The 20,919-nt window shown below is 35.3% G+C and carries 16 protein-coding genes; 5 read left to right on the forward strand and 11 right to left on the reverse strand.

Annotation, left to right across the window (positions count from 1 at the left end):
- The first annotated feature begins 343 nt into the window (after positions 1 to 343).
- Complete coding sequence (locus DDF69_RS06510) at positions 344 to 2,467, forward strand: TonB-dependent receptor (protein ID WP_114820062.1); 2,124 nt, start codon at positions 344 to 346, stop codon at positions 2,465 to 2,467.
- A 71-nt stretch (positions 2,468 to 2,538) separates the two neighbouring features.
- Here the strand turns inward: DDF69_RS06510 and DDF69_RS06515 are convergent, their stop codons facing one another.
- The 6 genes from DDF69_RS06515 to DDF69_RS06540 form a co-directional block, all read right to left on the reverse strand.
- Entirely contained in the window at positions 2,539 to 3,708 is a 1,170-nt protein-coding gene (locus DDF69_RS06515) for a M28 family peptidase (RefSeq protein WP_114820063.1), read from the reverse strand.
- 204 nt (positions 3,709 to 3,912) lie between these two features.
- Positions 3,913 to 5,088, reverse strand: a complete 1,176-nt coding sequence (locus DDF69_RS06520; protein ID WP_114820064.1) for a M28 family peptidase — start codon at positions 5,086 to 5,088, stop codon at positions 3,913 to 3,915.
- A gap of 62 nt (positions 5,089 to 5,150) precedes the next feature.
- The gene (locus DDF69_RS06525; RefSeq protein WP_114820065.1) at positions 5,151 to 6,329 is read right to left on the reverse strand and encodes a M28 family peptidase; all 1,179 of its coding nucleotides are present in this window, start codon (positions 6,327 to 6,329) and stop codon (positions 5,151 to 5,153) included.
- Positions 6,330 to 6,703: 374 nt separating this feature from the next.
- Positions 6,704 to 7,048: a 50S ribosomal protein L20 gene (gene rplT, locus DDF69_RS06530; RefSeq protein ID WP_002979659.1), complete on the reverse strand. Its 345-nt coding sequence runs from the start codon at positions 7,046 to 7,048 to the stop codon at positions 6,704 to 6,706.
- A gap of 117 nt (positions 7,049 to 7,165) precedes the next feature.
- Entirely contained in the window at positions 7,166 to 7,363 is a 198-nt protein-coding gene (rpmI, locus tag DDF69_RS06535) for a 50S ribosomal protein L35 (protein WP_034694453.1), read from the reverse strand.
- Positions 7,364 to 7,593: 230 nt separating this feature from the next.
- Entirely contained in the window at positions 7,594 to 8,415 is an 822-nt protein-coding gene (locus tag DDF69_RS06540; protein ID WP_114820066.1) for an alpha/beta fold hydrolase, read from the reverse strand.
- Between the two features lie 959 nt (positions 8,416 to 9,374).
- Here DDF69_RS06540 and DDF69_RS06550 point away from each other — a divergent pair.
- The gene (locus DDF69_RS06550) at positions 9,375 to 11,609 is read left to right on the forward strand and encodes a sensor histidine kinase (RefSeq protein ID WP_185144323.1); all 2,235 of its coding nucleotides are present in this window, start codon (positions 9,375 to 9,377) and stop codon (positions 11,607 to 11,609) included.
- Positions 11,610 to 11,611: 2 nt separating this feature from the next.
- Complete coding sequence (locus DDF69_RS06555; RefSeq protein ID WP_114820068.1) at positions 11,612 to 12,241, forward strand: response regulator transcription factor; 630 nt, start codon at positions 11,612 to 11,614, stop codon at positions 12,239 to 12,241.
- 82 nt (positions 12,242 to 12,323) lie between these two features.
- Here DDF69_RS06555 and DDF69_RS06560 read toward each other — a convergent pair whose 3' ends face one another.
- Together DDF69_RS06560 and DDF69_RS06565 are read right to left on the reverse strand one after the other, a co-directional pair.
- Positions 12,324 to 12,845 carry a hypothetical protein gene (locus DDF69_RS06560; protein ID WP_228411932.1) on the reverse strand — a complete coding sequence of 174 codons (522 nt, stop codon included), beginning with the start codon at positions 12,843 to 12,845 and terminating at the stop codon, positions 12,324 to 12,326.
- A gap of 353 nt (positions 12,846 to 13,198) precedes the next feature.
- Complete coding sequence (locus DDF69_RS06565; RefSeq protein ID WP_114820070.1) at positions 13,199 to 14,272, reverse strand: resolvase; 1,074 nt, start codon at positions 14,270 to 14,272, stop codon at positions 13,199 to 13,201.
- 158 nt (positions 14,273 to 14,430) lie between these two features.
- Here DDF69_RS06565 and DDF69_RS06570 point away from each other — a divergent pair, with 158 nt between their 5' ends.
- A complete protein-coding gene (locus DDF69_RS06570; protein WP_114820071.1) occupies positions 14,431 to 14,991 on the forward strand; it encodes a hypothetical protein in 561 nt (186 codons plus the stop codon).
- Between the two features lie 187 nt (positions 14,992 to 15,178).
- Here DDF69_RS06570 and DDF69_RS06575 read toward each other — a convergent pair whose 3' ends face one another.
- From DDF69_RS06575 to thrS, 3 genes are all read right to left on the reverse strand, one after another.
- On the reverse strand, positions 15,179 to 16,750 hold the full coding sequence (locus DDF69_RS06575) for a T9SS type A sorting domain-containing protein (protein WP_162800880.1): 1,572 nt from the start codon (positions 16,748 to 16,750) through the stop codon (positions 15,179 to 15,181).
- 249 nt (positions 16,751 to 16,999) lie between these two features.
- Positions 17,000 to 17,500, reverse strand: coding sequence for a translation initiation factor IF-3 (infC, locus tag DDF69_RS06580; RefSeq protein ID WP_027372223.1), 501 nt, complete (start codon positions 17,498 to 17,500; stop codon positions 17,000 to 17,002).
- Positions 17,501 to 17,666: 166 nt separating this feature from the next.
- Positions 17,667 to 19,586, reverse strand: a complete 1,920-nt coding sequence (gene thrS, locus DDF69_RS06585) for a threonine--tRNA ligase (protein WP_034694469.1) — start codon at positions 19,584 to 19,586, stop codon at positions 17,667 to 17,669.
- A gap of 243 nt (positions 19,587 to 19,829) precedes the next feature.
- Between thrS and DDF69_RS06590 the strand changes: the two genes are divergently transcribed.
- Positions 19,830 to 20,804: a dipeptidase gene (locus tag DDF69_RS06590; RefSeq protein WP_114820073.1), complete on the forward strand. Its 975-nt coding sequence runs from the start codon at positions 19,830 to 19,832 to the stop codon at positions 20,802 to 20,804.
- Positions 20,805 to 20,919: the final 115 nt, after the last annotated feature.

Consider the following 20,919-nt stretch of genomic DNA (forward strand, 5'->3'; position numbering starts at 1 on the left):
GAAGGAAGAATCTCATTGATAACTAACTGTATGGGATCCTTCACCGCGTTGTTGAACTATGTTCGCAGACCTTCAGTCTATGTTCAGAATGACACTTTTGAGACTGTTAAGTCAGGAAAAAATTATAAAACCCAATAAAGTATTGGGTTTTTTTATACATGACGATTATCAGTTGATATTGATAAAATAAACTATATAAATATTATTATTGGATTATTTTATTTAAATGTATTTATTGAATTAATTTAAAACTATATCCGGAGAAAGGCTGTTAAAACACCCAAAATTCAAAGGCGGCTAAAAACCGTACTTTTGTTTTTAATTATTCTAAATAACACTAAGTATGAATAAATCTATTTTCTTAATCGGAAGCCTTGTGGCATTTTCTCAAGTCGCTGCCCAGAAAAAAGATTCATTAGAACAGAACAGGCTTGATGAAGTGATTGTTACCGCATCAAGATCTCCGGAAATTGTAAAGAAAACAGCTTCTACCGTCAACATCATCAATAGAAAAGAAATTGCAGAGCAATCATTGATTTCTGCTGATCTTAGTAATATCCTGGCTTACAAAGTTCCCGGATTGGCATTCGGGAATAATCTGGTAAGCAACAGAGGGCAAACATTAAGAGGAAGAAATGTTTTGATTATGATTGACGGAATTCCACAATCCAGTCCGTTACGTAATAACGACAGAGAAATCAGAAGTATTGATCCTTCGGTCTTGGAAAGAATTGAAGTGGTAAAAGGAGCAACTTCCATTTATGGGAATGGCGCAGAAGGAGGAATCATTAATTATATTACCCAAAAAAGTACTTCCGGTAAAGTTTTTTCAGGAAGAACGGTGTTGGGATTTACCAGTCATGATCTGTTTAATAACAAAATGTTTAAATCAGAAGGTGGGGCTGGATACAGAGTTTCACAAAGTTTCTTCGGAAAAGCAGGGAAGTTTGATTACCTTGTGAATGGAGCTCTTACTCAAAGCGGAGTAAAAATAGACGGTGAAGGATTAGTTCAGAATCCACGATATGGATTGGGAGAAACTGCCATCAATAATATCTTTGCCAAAATAGGATATGATTTGAATGACAACAACAGACTGGAAGTGATGTATAATTACTATTCAAGTCTGCAGGACTCCAAATATATTTTGGATCTTGGTAAATACGGAGAACAGCCTTCTACCGGAAAACTAGGAGATCGCGAAGGGGTGAAAGAAGGAACAAGATATAACCACAATGGATATCTTAAGTATATCAATAAGAATATTTTCCGCAATACAACGCTTAGCACAACTTTGTACTTCCAGGACTTTTATACGATATACGATTACAGGAATGCACCGAGATGGAAAACCGGAGGACAATCTGCCATTTTGGAGAAAAAATACGGTTTCAGAGCAGATTTTAATACTGAATTTGGAAAAGAGAAGGGATTAAAAGGTTCATTGACCTATGGTTTGGACCTTTTAAATGAGAAAACAAGTCAGCCATTGGTAGATGGAAGGATGTGGGTTCCTGAAATGAATATGTTGGCTGCAGCGCCTTTCGTACAGGGGAAACTTTTTCTTACTGATGATTTGACGGTAAAAGCTGGAGTTCGATGGGATAAAATGTCCGTAAAAGTTCCTGATTATACTACTTTACCTTCCAACAAAGATGTTCCTTTCAATGTAGAAGGAGGAAGATTAAACTATTCAAACCTTTCTTATAATGTTGGCGTGAGTTATGTAGCATTTGATTTCTTCCAGCCATTCACTTCTTATTCCAGAGGATTTAATATCTATGATTTGGGCCGTGTGCTGAGAGATGCGAAAAGCAATGTCTTAAGTGAAATTAATACAGATCCTGTAGTTATTGATAATTATGAAATAGGTTTCAACAGTAAAATCGGGCAGTATGTAGATTTTTCAGCCAGTTATTTTTATAATTACTCCAAGTTGGGAGCTGATCTTGTTTCTGTAAATGGTTTCTGGACTCCGCTTCGTGCCCCTCAGTACATTAACGGAGTAGAACTGGCAGTAAATATCTATCCGACACAGGGATTAACTTTCGGAACCAATTATACCTATCAGGAAGGAAAAGTAGATGTGAAGAACGACAACAGCTATGAAAAATATTTAAGCGGTTTAAGAATTGCACCCGCAAGGTTGAATTCTTTTGTTAAATGGAATGATAAGGCTCAGAAATTACAACTGGGTGTTTATCACATGTACTCGTTTAAGAGAGATAAGTTTGAACCTGCTGCATCCGGAAAATATGATGAAGGAGAAGGCCCTGTGAAAAGCTTTAACCTGTTCAATGTTCAGGGAAGCTATAAACTGAATAAACTTCTGACCATAGGACTTGGAATAGAGAATGTATTCAACACTTCTTATTTCACGCCAACTTCAATGTATACCGCTCGTGATGCAGAATATGTCCGTGGAAATGGAAGATATTACACGGTTTCTCTTAATTTTAATTATTAATTTGAATCCTTTTTATAAAAATGAGCCCTTTTCATAATGGAAAAGGGCTCATTTTTTAAGTGAAATCTATACTATCTTTCAATCATAATATTCTTAACCAGAGTCTCTTCACCCATTTTCAACACTCCAATATATACTCCATTTTGAAGGCTGGAAACATTGATCTTCCTTTCATTATTGACTTTCAGAAGAGATCTTCCCAAAGAATTGCTGATTTCAAAACTGAAGTTGGCTTCCTTAGAATCCGGTAATTCAATATTCAGGATATTATTGACGGGATTAGGATAGATTTTTACCGCTTCCAGTGAATTTTTAGAAGCTGGTTTGCTCATCGTAGTAGAAGCTGTAGCAAAATGCTGTAATGCTCCCACAGTAGCTTTCCCGATCTTGTATACATAAACAGGATCCATATTAGTGAAAGTATCCTTAGAGCTGTGAGGGTAAGTACTTCTTATCCTTTCAAAAAAACCGGTAATCACTTCACCCTTCTGCTCAAAAGGAATATAATCTGTATCAGCAGCTGGATCTACAGCGGTCAAAAGAGGAGAGTAGAGTGCTGTACAGTTTCTCAGCTGTTGAGTGACAGCTGCAGAAGCGGCATTGTTACTCGAAACACCTCCCTGATCTTCATCACAATATACCGTTGTATTGTTGTTTCCTTTCACGCCACCTACCTGATCCAGATTGAAGACCAGTTTGATATCCAATTTGCGGACACCTCCCTGATAAACTACATTATTCACATAATGGCTGCTTCCTTTTAATCCTTGTTCTTCCCCGGAAAAATGAATGAACTTAATAGAATATTCAGTAGGAACATTTTTCAGAATCCTTGCGGCTTCAAGGATAATAGACGTTCCGCTGCCGTTATCATTTACTCCCGGACCATAAATGGTGTCGAAATGCCCGCAGATAATGACATACTTATTAGGATACAGCGTTCCGGTTTTGGTAATGATTAAATTTTTAGAGCTGGTACTTCCAAAGGTAAAAGGACTTTCTTCTATCTGGCTCGCAGTATAGCCGTAAGAAAGATATTTGTTTTTGATCCAGTTCAGAGTATTCGTATTTGCTACTGAACCTGTAGTTTTTACTCCTAAATTACTGAATTCCTGAAGATTGTTGGTAATATTGGTTTGGGTTACCAAATCCGCTCTGTCTTTGTAAGCCTGAATAAAAGTTTGAGCCGCAATACTCTGCATCATCAATGCAGAGCATAAAAGTGTTGTTAATTTTTTCATATAAATAATATTATTTTGGTAACACGAATGTAGTAAATAAATCACAACGAAGTGTTTAATGTTGTAAAATAAAAGAATATTTATTATGAATGTCACATTAATCATCACTGATGTGTTATAAATACTGTAATGTGGATCGGGTGTGAAAAAATAAAAACCTTTGAACTATTTCAAAGGTTTTTATTTATAGTTTCTTACATTGAATTATCTTTCAATCATCACTTTTCTGACAACCTTTTGGTCTCCAATTTTTAAAATTCCGATATAAGCTCCGTTTTCAAGTGAAGAAACGTTGATTTTTGTTTCATTGTTTCTCTTGAAAATAGAACGTCCCTGGAAATCAGTGATTTCAAAAGTGAAGTTTTTAATTCCGGAGTCCGGAAGTTCAATATTGATGACGTCTTTTGCTGGATTTGGATAGATTTTTACACTTTCCAAAGTATTTTTCACAGTAGTTTCATGTGTTCCCAATGTGCCGGTAGCAACAGCGAAATGCTGTAATGCTCCTACAGAAGCTTTTCCTATCTTGTAAATGTATACAGGATCTGTATTGGCAAAAGTATCATTCACCGTATGCGGATAGGTACTTCTTATTCTTTCAAAGAAACCTGTGATTACTTCGCCTTTCTGCTCAAAAGGGATGTAATCCGTATCAGCAGCCGGATCTACAGCGGTCAAAAGAGGAGAGTAAAGTGCTGTACAGTTTCTCAGTTCCTGAGTTACAGCAGCCGAAGCTGCATTGTTTGTTGAAAGTCCGCCCTGATCTTCATCGCAGTAAACAGTATTGTTGTTATTTCCCATCACACCGCCTACCTGATCCAGATTAAAAACAAGTTTAATATCCAGAAGACGGACACCACTCTGATACGCTACATTGTTTACATAATGTTTACTTCCCAGAAGTCCTTGCTCTTCCCCGGAAAAATGGATGAATTTTATAGAATATTCCGTAAGAACATCTTTCAGAATTCTTGCAGCTTCAAGAATAATAGAAGTTCCACTTCCGTTATCATTGATTCCCAGGCCGGTAATACTATCGAAATGTCCGCAGATGATTACATATTTATTAGGATACAGTGTGCCTGTTTTGGTAATGACCAGGTTTTTAGAATTATAACTTCCTGCAGTGAAAGGATCTTCTGCTAGCTGGCTGGCTGTATATCCGTAAGAAAGGTACTTGTTTTTGAGCCATGTCAGGGCGTTGGCATTAGCCGTTGAACCTGTGGTTTTCACTCCTAGATTAGCAAATTCCTGAAGGTAGGTTGTGATATTGGTTTGATTTACCATATCCGCTCTGTCCTGATAAGCCTGAATAAAACTTTGAGCTCCAATACTTTGAAAAGCAATAGAGGCCAATAAAAAAGTAGCGATTTTTTTCATTGTATGAAAGTAATGCTGAATATTCCTGAATATAAAACGGATTCAGAATATTCCACCTGACATTATTTATTAATGATTATTTTTTTTGTGGTATTTCCTTTATCGGTTGTAATAGTAAAGGTATAAACCCCGTTCGTTAATCCGGAAGTATTTATTTTTTCCTGATTTTCAAGGGTTAATACAGTCTTTCCAGACATGTCGTTGACTTCAACTTTAAATTGTTTTACTTTTTCCTGAAATTCCACCGTCACAAGATCTTTAGCCGGATTAGGATAAACCCTTATGGCTTCTGTTGAGTGTTGTGCTGTATCTTTAGTGCTTAAAAGATTGCTGGAAGTAGAGGCAACGGCAAAGTGTTGTAAAGCTCCTAAAGCGGCTTTTCCTACATTAAAAACATAGACAGGGTCCAGATTGGCAAAAGTATCGCTTACCGTATGCTCGTTTTCACTTCTCAGATACTCATAGAATCCGGTAATGGTATATCCTTTCGCTTCAAAAGGCATATAATCAGAGCTGTAGGCATACGAAAGATTCGTCTGAAGAGGAGAGTACAGGGTAGTACAATTCATCAGTTCCTGTGTTGCAGCAGTAGAGGCTGCATTGTTGGAAGACACGCCACCGGTATCTCGTTCGCAGGTAATCGTATTGTTATTATTTCCGATAAGTCCGCCTACCTGGTCTATATTTAAAACCAATTTTATATCCAGAACCTGGCTGCCATTCTGATAAGCTACATTATTTACATAATGATTACTTCCTACAAGGCCTTGTTCTTCCCCGGAAAAATGAATAAACTTGATGGAGTATTCTGTGGGAACATTTTTCAATATTCTTGCTGCTTCCAGAATAATGGAAGTTCCGCTTCCGTTGTCACTTACTCCAGGACCTACAATCGTATCATAATGTCCGCAGATAATAACGTATTTGTTAGGGTATACTGTTCCCGTTTTGGTAATAATTAAATTTTTTGAAGTGTTGCTTCCGTAGGTGAAAGAATCTTCGGACATGTTAGTTGCTGTATAGCCGTAAGACAGGTATTTGTTTTTAAGCCAGTCAAAAGCATTGTTATTGGCTGTTGTACCTGTTTTTTTTACTCCAAAACCTGCAAATTCCTGAAGGTTTGTACTAATATTGGTTTGGGTAACCATATCTGCTCTGTCCTTATAAGCTTGAATAAAACTTTGTGCACTTATATTTTGCAGTGCGATGGAAGTGAGCAAAAAAGCTGCAACTTTTTTCATTTTTGATACTTTCTTTAGAGATTGCTAATATAGCAATAAACCAGCATTTATTGTTATTTTTTTAATGTGATAGTGCTTATTTGCTTGGTTTATTAATAATAATATATCTTTTTATTAAATTTATTATTTTGATAGTTTAAAATTCATCAAATAAATAAAATTTAGGTAAATTTTTCTTTTTTAGTAATTGTATTCAATGATAAATTCAGGTTTTATTAATTTTATCTAATAAGTTTTACTGCTGATATCACAATTACAACAGGGTTTGAAAGAGTATCATCTGGATTTTTAACAGCTTGAAAGATGAAAAAATATATAACAAAAAAATCCCGGGAAAACCCGGGACTTATATTGATAACAAAATCTATTCTACATTATTTTACTTGATCTACAACAGCTTTGAAAGCTTCAGGGTGATTCATTGCTAAATCTGCTAAAACTTTTCTGTTAAGTTCGATGTTGTTCTTTTTAAGAGCTCCCATAAATTGAGAGTAAGACATTCCGTGCTCTCTGGTTCCCGCGTTGATACGAGTGATCCAAAGTGCTCTGAAATTTCTCTTTTTCTCTTTTCTACCACGGTAAGCATATTGCATTGCTTTTTCTACCGCGTTTTTAGCTACAGTCCAAACGTTCTTTCTTCTTCCGAAATAACCTTTAGCGTGCTTAAAAATTTTCTTTCTGCGAGCTCTTGAAGCTACGGCATTTACTGATCTTGGCATAATTTAAATTGTTTTTTTGAAAAGGGCGGCAGTGTTATTGCTCTTGTTGGCACCGTTTCAGGGTTAAAATTGTGAATTTGTTTGAATTCTTATAAACCGAATATAGATTTATAAAAACTACTTAATTGCTAATTGACGTTGAACGCTTTTCTCATCCACTTTAGCTACGTAAGAAGTAGACGTAAGATTTCTCTTCTGCTTAGTTTCTTTCTTAGTTAAGATGTGGCTTTTGTAAGCGTTTTTTCTTTTGATCTTACCTGTTCCGGTAAGAGCAAAACGTTTCTTAGCACCTGATTTCGTTTTTAATTTTGGCATTGTTTTGCTTTTTTATTGTTTTTGTTATCAATATCTGTTTTGGCTACTCCTAAAGACATCAGGAATAATAGTTTGCAAAATTACGAAAAAAAAGTGATCCGTGAAAGTTTTTTAATAAGCATAAACAGGTAAATACCTATTCTAAAAATGAAAAGACAAACCTGCATTACAAACAGGTCTGTCTTTTATCAATGATTTTTTACCAGAATTGATCTGATATCTGTAAAAATTTAGGATTTAAAAAACTCCAGAAGATCTCTGTTAATGGTTTCAGCCTCTGTTGTCGGCATTCCGTGAGGGAATCCAGGATAAGAAATCAGTTTTCCGTTTTTAAGAAGAGTAGCGGCAACCTTACCTGTTGTTTCAAAAGGAACAATCTGATCATCTTCACCGTGCATTACCAATACAGGAACATCTACACTCTTAAGATCCTCCGTAAAATCTGTCTCAGAGAATGCTTTCACACAATCATAATGTGCTTTGATAGAGCCGTTCATTCCCTGTCTCCACCAGTTTCTCTGGATTCCTTCTGAAACTTTAGCTCCTTCTCTGTTGTACCCATAAAAAGGGAAGGTAATATCGATGAAGAATTGCTGTCTGTGTTTTGCAGTATTGTTCCGGATATCATCAAAAACAGAGATGGGAACTCCATCCGGGTTGTTCTCATTCTGAACCATAATAGGTGTCACTGCACTTACCAGAACGGCTTTTGCCACTCTTCCGTTACCGTGTTTTGCTACATATCGGATCACTTCGCCGCCGCCTGTAGAATGTCCTACATGGATCACATCTTTTAAGCCCAAAGCTTCAACAATTTCTGCCACATCAGATGCATAGGTATCCATATCATGCCCGTAAGGCGTCTGTTCAGATCTTCCGTGTCCTCTTCTGTCATGAGCAATTACTCTGTAGCCTTGTTCTAAAAAGAAGAACATTTGCGCGTCCCAGTCATCACTCGATAATGGCCATCCATGGTGAAAGAAAACCGGTTGTCCTTTTCCCCAATCTTTGTAATAAATTTCTGTTCCGTCCTTTAATGTAAGTGTACTCATTGTTTCTTTTTTTAATAATTAATAAATAGTGGATTTGATTTTTATACTCACAAATGTAGATAGAAAATCTTCACAATGTCTTGATCTGAGATAATAATTAATTAAAAATTTACAAACAATAATAATATATAAATAATATTTTAAAAAAAACAGATTGAAAATCTTTATATTATGAATGGAATCAGCCAAAAATTCAAAAATTAATTTTACGTAGCATCTGAAAAAATCTTCTTACTATCAAATATAGCTGATAATCGGGATTGCCATATTTTCAGATTCTCTCTACTATTGATGATGAATACAATATATAAATTAAATTATGCTTTCATCTGCAGATTTACACCTTGAAAGAGCATTATTCCTTGCTGTCTTCATTATATTTTTGGGAGTCGGGTTTTTGTGCACATTGATTACTTTTATCATCAATTTTCTGCAAAAGAAGGAGAAGAATGGTAAGTATTATCTTCTTCTATTTACTATTTCTGGACTTCTTGGAGTAGTTTTAACTGCATTTTATGTTTACATGATATTATTCGAGCAGGCCCAAACCTATAGGCCTTAAAAGAAAATGTGATGCTGTATATCTTCAAAAGAGAGGGGTGTAAAAACCCCTGTTATCAGGGATGTTTTTATAGTATCTCTATTTTTATCTTTGGCTCATCAATTTACTGAAGATACAAAGGTTGAAATCTTTCATTGATCACTTTTATAGCTTTCTTTTTCACACCCAATTCAATGATAAATCCTTATTTCGAGCTAACACAACATTAAAAACATGGGTAAAAACAATAACAAACTAGAATTGAGTGAAGAAGAAGCTGTGAAAGTATGAGGCCAAACTTATTTTATAATGAAAAAGTAAATCAGACAACAGCACTGATAAAAATATGTTGGGAATCAATAATACAGATTCAAAATGAATTAGAAGCTATTTACTTATATTTACGTCCTTTACTATAATGCAACTTAATAAAGATAAGGGTTTGGTATACAAGGTATTATTTATATTGACTTTATTGGTTTGTCCGCTTTTTACTCAGGCACAGGAGGTTTTGAACAGATTGGAAAGAGAATACAGCCATGCTTCAAACAATACGGCAGAGCAGCTGAATCTTGCTCCTAAATACGCTACTGCTTTATTTTTCCATAATCTTAAATCTAAATCTTACCAGATTTTAAATACCAACATTTCCATCGCCGCAAAACAGACCGATGGAAAATATGCTGCTATCTTATATGCCGTTCAGGCGATGAATTATCGCCTTGATAACAAAACAGCTGAATCTTTAAAAAGCCTGGATATGGCAAAGGCCTACAGCTTAAAAACGAATAGCAATGAAGCAAAAGGTTACTTTTACTACGCAAAAGGCTGGATTCTTACAAGGGATAATAAAACAACAGATGCTGTTGCAGCCTACTTAAAAGCGATTGAATATTATGAAAACTCGCCAACAACTTCCACACTATATGGAAGATTGGGTAATACGGCCAAGGAATTATCTGCCATTTATTCTGACCTGAATGAATATCAGCTGGAAGAAAAATACAGCAAACAATTTCTATTGTTAGCTTCCAAACAAAATGATCCCAATCTTATCTTTGATGCTTACATGCGGATGGGGTACGTATATGAACAAAAATATACACAAGATCCATCTAATACAGTGTTTAGGAATAAAACAGAACAATATTATTTACAGGCTATTGCTACTTTTAATAAAAATAAAGATGCGATGCTTAGCAGAAACAGCCTTTCATATGCTGCCATCAATTTAGCGAATTTATATACTGAGTTTGACAGCAATAAGGCAATGCAATATGCCCAGTTGGCGAATAAGGTGAGTCTGGAAATTGGTGATGCTATTCACATTGCTTCGTCATTTGGGATTTTAGCAGAATTGGCATTGCAGGATAAAAATTATGATTTAGCCAAGTCCTACTTTCTGAAAGCTTCTATGGAAATTGGAAAAAGCCCGGTGAGAAATCATATGATAGAATTGTCTATCCTTGAATCTTTATCCAGAATCAGTGAAGAACAGGGTAATTACAAAGAAGCGCTCACGTATTATAAAGGGTATTTAGATAAATATAAAAGCGTTTATGATCAGGAAAAACTGGATATTACCAAAAGATTGGAATCTCAGTTTGATAAAGAACGACAGGAGCAGAAGTACATCAAGTTACAGCTGGAAAGTGACAAGAAAGCACAGGAAATTAAGTTGATTAATATTTTGCGTGCACAGCGTGAACAGGTGTACAACAATTTAAAACTGGTAGAAGAAAACCAGCGCGAAAGGCTGAAGTTCTCAGAACTTGAGTCAGAAAAAAAAGAACAGCAGCTTCGCCTGGCAAAGTTGGAAACCCAACAGAAAAATAATGATATTGGTAACTACAAAAAGCTGTTGGCCTTCAAAGAGAAGATCAATACCTATTACATCTTTTTTATTATTTTCTTTATCGTTTTAATCTTGTTACTGCTTTATGCCTATAAACAACGTGCAAAGTCTATTAAGCGAAGAGACGAACTGCATGCTTTAGCCTTGGAACAGGAGAAACAGAACTCCAAAATTTCTACCCTTACCGCATTGCTTAAAGGGCAGGAGCAGGAGCGTGGCCGGCTGGCCCGTGATCTCCACGACGGGCTGGGAGGTTTGCTTTCCGGAACTAAGCATCAACTTTCTTATTTAAATCCTCAGCAATCAGAAAATATTGAAGAAGGAATTTCAAAATCAATTGAACAGATTGATGGGGCGGTAGAAGAGTTGAGAAGGGTGGCACATAACTTAATGCCCGATTTATTATCAAAATACGGACTGGAAGTCGCTATTCAGGAGTTTGCTTCCCGAATTTCCAACAATGCATTGGAAATCCATACCGAGTTTATCAATTACAGCAATTCCTTATCGAAAGAAAAGCAATTGATTATTTACAGGATTATTCAGGAATTGGTCAACAATGCCATAAAACATGCCGATACTTCCGAAATTATTGTTCAGATAAGCGAAGAGGAAAACCTATTGAATCTCACAGTAGAGGATAATGGTAAAGGTTTCGATCATACCAACTTAGACGTTAGAAAAACGGCAGGTTTTCACAATATAGAACTCAGGGTCCAATTTTTAAAAGGAACGATGAATATCACCTCCGAATTAAATATTGGCACCAGTATAGAACTTCAAATCCCTATTCATTAAACATGATAAAAGTAGCCATAACAGACGATCATCCGCTTCTATTGGAAGGACTTAAAAATATTTTAGGAAACAGCGAAACAATAGATGTTGTTGATTGTTTCAAAAACGTTCAAGAAATGAATGCAGGTCTTGCCAAACATGCAGTTGATATTCTGTTGCTTGATATCAATCTGGTTGATACCAACAGTATTGAACTCATCAAGCCTTTAAAGAAAAAGTACAATGACCTTCAGATTATTATCCTTAGTGTCCATAATGAACTGCCTGTAATTAACAGTACTCTGGCTGAAGGGGCTTTAGGATACATTCAAAAAAATGCTTCAGTTTCCGAAATTATTGAAGGAATTAATGCTGTATACAGCGGTAACAGGTTTTTATGCTCTCAGACAAAGTCTGTTTTGGAGAAAAAATCGACTGACGGATTGAGTCAGGTTCCGAAACTCACCCGAAGGGAAAAGGAAATTCTGGGGGAAGCAGCAAAAGGACTTACCACCAATCAAATGGCGGAAAAGCTTTTTATAAGTCCGCACACCGTAGAAAGCCATCGAAAGAATCTTATTGAAAAATTTCAGACATCCAACCTGAGTTCAGCTATAAAGTTAGCCATAGAATACGGTTTGATTATCGAATAAAATATTCATCTACAAAAAAGGCCTGCTTACATCGTAAAAGCAGACCTTTTTCTTATATAATCAAATAATCGGTGTGTTTGTTTTAATCTTTGAATTTCAACGCAGCCTGAAACAGGTTTTTCTTTCCTGTTAAATCATATTCGTCGTTATATTCAGGCTGATACATCAGGATGAAAACTCTGCCGTCAAAATCTTTTAAATTGATAGGCTGGTCTGCCATGATATCATAAAACCTTGTTATAGTACGTGTGGCAGTCCATTGCTTTGTATTACCTTTAGGATTTTTATCAAATCTGTGATCTTTCGCATCCGTATAATACCAATAAGAAGGAGCAGAATCCATCAGAAACATTTCTTTGTCCTTGTTATAAAGTTCCTCCGCCATCCCTGTATTCTGAAACCATGGAACTTCAGTATTTAAAACACCCAAAGCTGCACCATAGATCTCTTTATTTGTTGTAGCGCCCACTAGAAAACCTTCCAGATCGGCAGAAGTAATTTCAAACAGGAAAGGCGATTTTTTCAGTTCATAGACTTCATTTACCGGCTGTACCACTTTTCCGTCCTGTTTAATAACTACTTTTAGCGATTGTGCAAAAGTCATAAGATTTAATAGACAAAAAAGGACGGTCAAACTTAATTTTTTCATTGTATCTCTTTAAATAATTGCAGCAAAGATATTAGACTTTATTTCCCTGTACACTCGCTGATTTCAGGGGTTTTTATTATTGAAATTGTTAAAATTTTTATCTAATAAAACCATTAGGAAGAGCTTAAGAAATAAAGTATAGTTAAGATGAATCATTCTTATCTTTTAAGCGTAAAGCGAAGCTTATCTTAATATTCTCAACATCTTAATGCGATCTTAATGTTTCAAAATATAAAAGTTTACACAAGTTCATCCCTTTACATGTAAAGTGTATTTCCATTAAGGTCCTAATGCTCTCAGTTTTCTTACTAAAACAGATCAGCCTTCAACTGGATTTTTATATAAGCCGTTTTCTGCTTTTTACCATTGCCAGAAGCTGAATTAAGAGGGTAGACTTCTGCATAAAAGGTATCGTTATCGGTCCAGAATGCTTTCTTTTCATCTGCTATTTTGAATTTGGTGAAATTCACATACAAAAGATTATCCTGTTTCTTTGTTTGTGGAAAATATTTAGAGATAATAAAATTGCTGCCCACATCATTATTCGATGAAATGCAGGTAACCCAGCTCTTGGTTGGGAGAATTTGTGGATAACCATCTGTACCCAATTCAAACAAAACTGCATTTTTTATATTGTAAAAAGAATAGTAAGAATCTGCCACTTCATCAGAATTTTCTTTGAAAACTTCCAGGTTTAGGTAAGGTGATCTTCCTACATATTCATTAGCAAGCGGTCCGGTTTCTGTAGATATATTTTCATGCTGGGTAATCACTTCTTCTCTGCCATTTTCTTTATATACCCAGTTATCATCCTGTAGTTTCATATTCGGATTTCTCACTAATGTTTCATTGATTTTGGCTTTGGAGTTGGCCTTAAATTCCTGTTCTGAAATCTCAATAATTGTTCCGTATTTACTGAAAGACTTATTCTTAAAATCATCAGATTGTTTAAATGTGCTGCTTCTGATCTCATAAAGATCCACACCATTTAAAGTTAATGTAAATGACGGAGTGAATTCGGATTTCAAGACAAAAGCTTCAATGCTGTTCGAAATATTATTATTAATGCTGTAATGAATAGAGTAGAAGTCCTCAAATTCTTCGAATCCGTAATAATTATCCAGCTTATTATAAGCGATTTTCAGATGAGCAGCCTCTTTATTCGCCGTTACAAAAAACTGTACAGAATCCAGCGTGGTAAATAATTGAAACGGTACCTCCTGTACATTATCTACCCCTTTGATTTTTTTGAAGTCGGCGAATGTAACGACTTTTTGCTTAACTTCAGTTTTTGCTGTTTTAGTTTCTGATGTTTTATTCTGTTGATTGCATCCCACAAAAACAACCATACATGATATAAAAATTTGATTAAGTATTTTCATTTTCTATATTTTTGGGCAAATGTATCAGTATTCAGATCAGAAGCCAACAAAACCGACTGATATAGGGAATAAATGGCTGAAAACAGGGATATATTGAGTACTGGATTTTGGAGAATTTTACCAAACGATAAATTAGATATTCTAAACTATTTTAAAAAATGAAAAACGTAATAACCAGCTTTTCAATTGTGATTACTTTATTAGCTTCGTGCTCACCGGCTACAGAAAAAAAAGGGAGTAAAGTTGATTCTGTAAAGGTAACAGCAAAAGAGATTTCAACTCCTGATCCGGTAAAGAATGTGGCTGCAGTAGCAGAGATTCCGGGTGATTTTTCAACATTGGTTCCTATTGATGTATTGAACAACAAAAGTACAGAGGTGTACGAGAAATATGGGATAGAATTTTCGGGTAACTGTTATTCATGCGATTTGGCAAGTTTATCAATAACAAAGGAAAAAATAATTTGGACTAACGTCTGTGATGAAAAAGATACTTTTGAAATTGATGATTTTTCTTATACTATTGAAGGAAATAAAACGATCTTTAAAACACTGGAAAGAACATATATTTTAACTCAAATAGATAAAGCACCTGTTTATGAGCTTAGCGTGGAAGGTAAAAAACTGGAATTAAAAAACAAAAGATTGTCGAAGTATTTTACAACCAAAAAAGCCCTGCCTCTTTTTGCTGAGCATGATTGTGGCGATTTTGAAGGGTAGAACTTTTCCATGAAAACGTACAAAATAACCAGTCCTGAAATAGGTTGACTCGTGTAATATTAAAATCAGAGTAGAAAGTTTTCTATTCTGATTTTGTTTAAAACGGAAAAAGTCCTCTAAAATTTAGAGAACTTTTTAATTGTATTCTGAAAATATCAAAGATGATAATATCCTTACTTTTGGATTATCAGTTTTTAATAAACTTGGAATTATACGTTTCTTTTTTGTTTTTTACCTGAATAAGGTAGTTTCCATGTATCAGCTCAGAAACATCAATACCTTTTTTTCCATCTACATCATCTTTTGATAATATCAGTTGCCCGTTCGTATCATAGATCGTTACTTTTCCTTCGGTATTGAATTTTAGAATATCCTTTACAGGATTAGGATAGAATAATAAATCATTTTGAGTAGGAGTACTTTCTTTAGTAGATAAATTGTTGAAATTATTTTTAAACTTCACGAGAGCCGTTTTAATAAATGAATTCGTTGCTGAATTTTTAAGATTTGCACTTACATAGATTTCTGTCATATCAGAATTAGTTCCGGCATCTACAAAAGTTTCAAAAGCTGTAGGGTCAATGTCATGTACAACATAGCCATTGGTTCCAAATGTACTATCTAATGTTCCATCGGTATTAAAACGCGCTAGTAGTATTTCCTTATCCTGAGTGGTTGTTGAATTTATGATATAGGTGGTGTTCCCTACCAATAAGATTTTGCCATCCGGCTGTATAAACATTTTTCGGAAATTAGTTTTATAGGCGGTTACAGATGAAAAAGCGGCAGAAACATCCAAATTTCCCGTAAAATTAGTATTGCCGAAAGAGTAGTCTAAATTTCCATACTTATCTGTTTTATAGATGCGGTAGTAGTACAATGACGCGCCACTGTTATAGGTATTATCCATAGCCATTAAATAAACATTATCCTGTGTATCCAGCTGATAATCTACACCAGCATTGCTGCCACTATCTGAACCCTGAGAAGCATAAAAATTAAAATTGTTATCTTGAGAGCCCTGAGAAGAGTACTTGGCGATAAATGCCTTTGAGCCCTGTCTATGGCTGACACCTGAATTATTATTAATTTTATATAAGCCACCTCCCACAAAGTAACTTCCATCAGACGCTTTAAGAATTTTTGCTGCACCTGTACCCATATGAACTCCTGTACTACCTGTTATTGCAGGAATATAGACTGGTGAAATCGAAAATCCTGAAGTACCCGTTTCATTTTTTAAAACCACTACACCACGGCCTCCCATATAATAACCATCACTTGCCAGAATAAAAAAAGAATTAGTGCTATTGCTGTTAGAAAGGTGAATACGCGGGTTCTCTATACAAGGAGAGCATCCTGAATTATTAAAGTCAACACTATTATTCGTTGATGTACCAAAAGCAGTATCTACAGTGCCGTCTGAATTTAATCTTTTTACTCTGGTAGTATATAAGCTGTTGGCTTCCTGCGTTAATAACTTTCCATTAGAGTAGAGATATATACTGTTATAGGGGTTAGGATTTGAAAAAACACCCATGGTGCCAAAAGTAGGATCTAACGTACCGGTATTCATTAGTTTTTTTATTTGGTTATTAACCATCAAAAAAACTTTGCCATCAGTTGTAACCTGGATATTCGGGGCTCCACTTGGTGCATCATAACGGACTCCGTTATTGCCAAAGTTTAGATCTACCTGCCCATTTTGTCCGTAGAATGAGCCCGCAGAAAAAAATGCTAGAAATAGTAAATGTCTCATGACTATTATAAATTTAGTTTTCGGGTTATTAGTTGGGCGCAAAAATATGAATTTTTTTGAGTAAAATACTGACATTAAAGCAAGTATTTTCAAAAAAGCCAAAAACAATATTAAAGTTACTTTTTGAAGTGAAGTATACTTTTAATCCACATTGGCAAAAGCACAAATAAGATGTCAAACATTGTGAAATCAATACATAAAAAAACCTCAAATTACTTTGAGGTTTTTTTATATAAAATAATGACTTAATTATTTTGCTGGTTTTTTAGGACTCATCATCATAATCATTCTTTTTCCTTCAAGCTTAGGAAGCTGGTCTACTTTACCCACGTGCTCTAGTTCCTGAGCAAGTTTTAAAAGCAAAATTTCTCCCTGGTCCTTAAAGATAATCGAACGTCCTTTAAAAAATACGTAGGTTTTTAATTTAGAACCTTCTTCAAGGAATTTTTCAGCATGCTTCTTTTTGAATTCGTAATCGTGATCATCAGTCTGAGGTCCGAAACGGATCTCTTTTACCACCACTTTTACCTGCTTGGCTTTAAGTTCCTTCTGTTTTTTCTTTTGCTCGTATAAGAATTTCTTGTATTCCAATACTCTTGCAATAAATGGTTCTGCTTTGTCAGAAATTACTACTAAATCCAATTCCTGTTCCGCCGCAATTTGTCTTGCTTTGTCAATTGGGTAAATTCCTGGCTCTACGTTATCGCCCACTAAACGAAGCTCTCTCACACGAATTTTATCGTTGATCAAGTGAGCGTCCTCTTGTACCGGACGTCTCTGTGGGCCCCTGTTGTTAAATCTTTGTGCTATTGTATTATAATTTTATTGGTTAATTACTTAATTTAATTGATTTAAATATTTAAAATTGAAAGATTCCAATTAATTATTTGAATCCTTCAATCTTTTAATTTAAAATTTATATGGCTGCTTCTTTTTTGAAGTAAGCAACGAAATCCTCCATCTTCATCACTCCAAGATCTCCTTCTCCACGTCTTCTTACAGAAATCGTGCCTTCTTTCTCTTCGTTTTCTCCTACGACAAGCATGAAAGGAATTTTATTCAATTCTGCATCACGGATCTTTTTACCAGTCTTCTCGTTTCTGTCATCAATCTGACCGCTAATATCGTGATTTTCCAAAAATTGTGAAACTTTTTTTGAATAATCTACATATTTTTCACTGATTGGTAGAATAATAAACTGATCCGGGCTTAGCCATAATGGGAAATCACCTGCAGTGTTTTCCAGTAAAATAGCGATGAAACGCTCCATAGAACCGAATGGTGCTCTGTGGATCATTACCGGTCTGTGCTTCTCATTATCATTTCCGATATAGTGAAGATCAAATCTTTCCGGAAGGTTATAGTCTACCTGGATAGTTCCAAGCTGCCATTTTCTTCCTAAAGCATCTTTCACCATGAAGTCAAGCTTAGGACCGTAGAATGCTGCTTCTCCGTATTCTACAACTGTTTTTAAACCTTTCTTTTGAGCTGCATTGATGATTGCGCTTTCTGCTTTCTCCCAGTTTTCATCAGAACCGATATATTTTTGTTTGTTTTCAGGATCTCTTAATGAAACCTGAGTAACAAAATCTTCAAAACCTAAAGATTTGAACACATAAAGCGTTAAATCAATTACTTTTTCAAACTCTTCAGAAAGCTGATCCGGAGTACAGAAAAGGTGAGCATCATCCTGAGTAAATCCACGAACTCTCGTTAAGCCGTGAAGTTCTCCACTTTGCTCATATCTGTATACTGTACCGAATTCTGCATATCTTTTTGGTAAATCTCTGTAGCTCCATTGTGAAGTCTTGTAGATTTCACAGTGGTGAGGACAGTTCATTGGCTTCAGCAAAAATTCTTCTCCTTCGTTCGGAGTTTTAATCGGCTGGAAGCTGTCTTCCCCATACTTATCCCAGTGTCCTGAAGTTACATACAATTCTTTGGCCCCGATATGTGGAGACATTACGAATTCATAACCTCCTTTTTTCTGAGCATCAGAAAGGAAATTCTCCAGTTTTCTTCTTAAAGCAGTTCCTTTTGGCAACCAAAGTGGTAAACCGGCACCTACTTTTTCAGAGAACGCAAAAATTCCAAGTTCTTTACCTAATTTCCTGTGGTCTCTTCTTTTAGCTTCTTCCAATCTTTCAAGATATTCTGTAAGATCTTTCTGTTTAGGGAAAGAAATACCATATACTCTTGTTAATTGTGGGTTCTTTTCATTACCTCTCCAGTAAGCTCCTGCTGCATTTAATATTTTAACCGCTTTTACGATTCCTGTATTCGGGATGTGACCACCACGACATAAATCTGTGAAGTTATCGTGCGTTACAAAAGTGATTTCTCCATCATTAAGATTAGAAATCAATTCAACTTTGTAAGGGTTATCTGCATACGTCTTCAAAGCTTCGTCTTTAGAAACCGGATATAAAGAGAAGGTAGAACCTTTCTTCGCATTTTCTAAGATTTTTTTCTCAATCTTTTCAAAATCTTTTTCAGATAAGCTTTCATCCCCGAAATCTACATCATAGTAGAATCCACTTTCGATAGCAGGACCGATGGTCAACTTAGCATCAGGATAAAACTCAAGGATTGCCTGCGCCAGAAGGTGGGCAGAAGAGTGCCAGAAAGCCTTCTTTCCAAGATCATCATTCCAGGTCAAAAGCTGTACCGTAGAATCCGTGGTTATAGGTGTGGTCGTTTCTACTTGTTTGTCATTAACAATTGCGGAAATGGTGTTTCTAGCCAATCCCTCGCTTATAGATTTTGCCACATCTAGAGGAGTCACTGCTCCTTCGAATTCTTTGACACTATTGTCTGGAAGTGTAATTTTTATCATTGTTTACTAAGAAATTTTAAGATGCAAAAATACGGAATTTTTAGATAAAATACTATATTAGCACATATTTAGAATGAGAATTAATATTAAAAATGCAAAAGATGAAGATGGTTTTAGTCTCACTGAATTCCATATTTCGTTTTTCATAGAAAAACACCTTTAATTTTTTATTCTTAATAATACAGGTATTAAATATCTTATCATTTATGTAACCATTTAAAAATAAACAAATTACATCTAAGTATGAATGCTATTAATTTTGATTTGCACTGCGATTTATTATGCTATTTACTGGAGCCAGGTTCATTAATTGATGACAAGGAACTTGGCTGCTCGCTTCCGTATTTAAAAGAAGGAAATGTAAAGCTCCAGGTGATGGCTATATATTCAGCAACAGGAGAGCATAGTACAGTTTATGGAGCAAAGCAGAGTGAAATTTTTTCAGATTTCCTGCAAAATGAAAGTTTTTTCTTATTTAATGGTAACAATTATAAAAATTCTGAAAACTCGGACAAAGTAGGGATTATTGCTGCCATTGAAAATGCGTCCGGCTTTTGTAGTGAAGACGATACTCTTGATGCTGGTTTTAAAAATCTGGAAGCGATGATTGAAAAAACACAACGGGTTTTTTATCTGGGAATAACCCATCATACTGAAAACCGCTTTGGAGGTGGAAACAATTCTGATGTTGGATTGAAAGATGACGGAAAAGTCCTTCTTGATTATGTATCCGAAAAAAACATTGCTATTGATCTTGCTCATACCAGTGATCAGCTTGCCTACGGAATACTTACTTATATCGATCAGAGAAACTATAAGATTCCTATTCTGGCCAGTCATTCCAACTACAGAAAGGTTCATGACAAAAAAAGAAACCTTCCTGATGAACTGGCAAAAGAGGTAATTAAAAGAAAGGGTTTAATAGGACTTAATTTTATCCGTAACTGTGTTGATGAGAAAAATCCTGAGATTTTATATGAACATATTCAGTATGGTCTTGATTTAGGAGGAGAAGATGCAATTGCTTATGGAGCCGATTTTTTCTTTTGCAAAAACCATCCGGATAAATCGCGTCATCCTTTTTTCTTTGAAGGATATGATGATGCATCTGCTTTTAATGCGATCAATACAGAGATTGAAAAGCGCTTTTCTTCTGAACTGGTTGAAAAAATCAGTCATAAAAATGCACTGAATTTTATAGAAAACCTATACAAATAAAATCATTTTTGTCTGATTAAATCAAAGCATAATTAACAGGTCGCTCCTATGGAGCTTTATTTTGAGAGCACTTCATTTTTTCTATTAACAGTAAATCCCGATGGGATTAAATTCA

Origin of the sequence: Chryseobacterium sp. KLBC 52 (assembly GCF_003347605.1) — a bacterium.
Classification (GTDB): Bacteria; Bacteroidota; Bacteroidia; order Flavobacteriales; family Weeksellaceae; genus Chryseobacterium.

Coding starts and splice junctions, on each gene's coding strand:
- DDF69_RS06510 (WP_114820062.1), top strand. CDS start 344: ATGAATAAATCTATTTTCTTAATCGGAAGCCTTGTGGCATTTTCTCAA.
- DDF69_RS06515 (WP_114820063.1), bottom strand. CDS start 3,708: ATGAAAAAATTAACAACACTTTTATGCTCTGCATTGATGATGCAGAGT.
- DDF69_RS06520 (WP_114820064.1), bottom strand. CDS start 5,088: ATGAAAAAAATCGCTACTTTTTTATTGGCCTCTATTGCTTTTCAAAGT.
- DDF69_RS06525 (WP_114820065.1), bottom strand. CDS start 6,329: ATGAAAAAAGTTGCAGCTTTTTTGCTCACTTCCATCGCACTGCAAAAT.
- rplT (WP_002979659.1), bottom strand. CDS start 7,048: ATGCCAAGATCAGTAAATGCCGTAGCTTCAAGAGCTCGCAGAAAGAAA.
- rpmI (WP_034694453.1), bottom strand. CDS start 7,363: ATGCCAAAATTAAAAACGAAATCAGGTGCTAAGAAACGTTTTGCTCTT.
- DDF69_RS06540 (WP_114820066.1), bottom strand. CDS start 8,415: ATGAGTACACTTACATTAAAGGACGGAACAGAAATTTATTACAAAGAT.
- DDF69_RS06550 (WP_185144323.1), top strand. CDS start 9,375: ATGCAACTTAATAAAGATAAGGGTTTGGTATACAAGGTATTATTTATA.
- DDF69_RS06555 (WP_114820068.1), top strand. CDS start 11,612: ATGATAAAAGTAGCCATAACAGACGATCATCCGCTTCTATTGGAAGGA.
- DDF69_RS06560 (WP_228411932.1), bottom strand. CDS start 12,845: ATGACTTTTGCACAATCGCTAAAAGTAGTTATTAAACAGGACGGAAAA.
- DDF69_RS06565 (WP_114820070.1), bottom strand. CDS start 14,272: ATGAAAATACTTAATCAAATTTTTATATCATGTATGGTTGTTTTTGTG.
- DDF69_RS06570 (WP_114820071.1), top strand. CDS start 14,431: ATGAAAAACGTAATAACCAGCTTTTCAATTGTGATTACTTTATTAGCT.
- DDF69_RS06575 (WP_162800880.1), bottom strand. CDS start 16,750: ATGAGACATTTACTATTTCTAGCATTTTTTTCTGCGGGCTCATTCTAC.
- thrS (WP_034694469.1), bottom strand. CDS start 19,586: ATGATAAAAATTACACTTCCAGACAATAGTGTCAAAGAATTCGAAGGA.
- DDF69_RS06590 (WP_114820073.1), top strand. CDS start 19,830: ATGAATGCTATTAATTTTGATTTGCACTGCGATTTATTATGCTATTTA.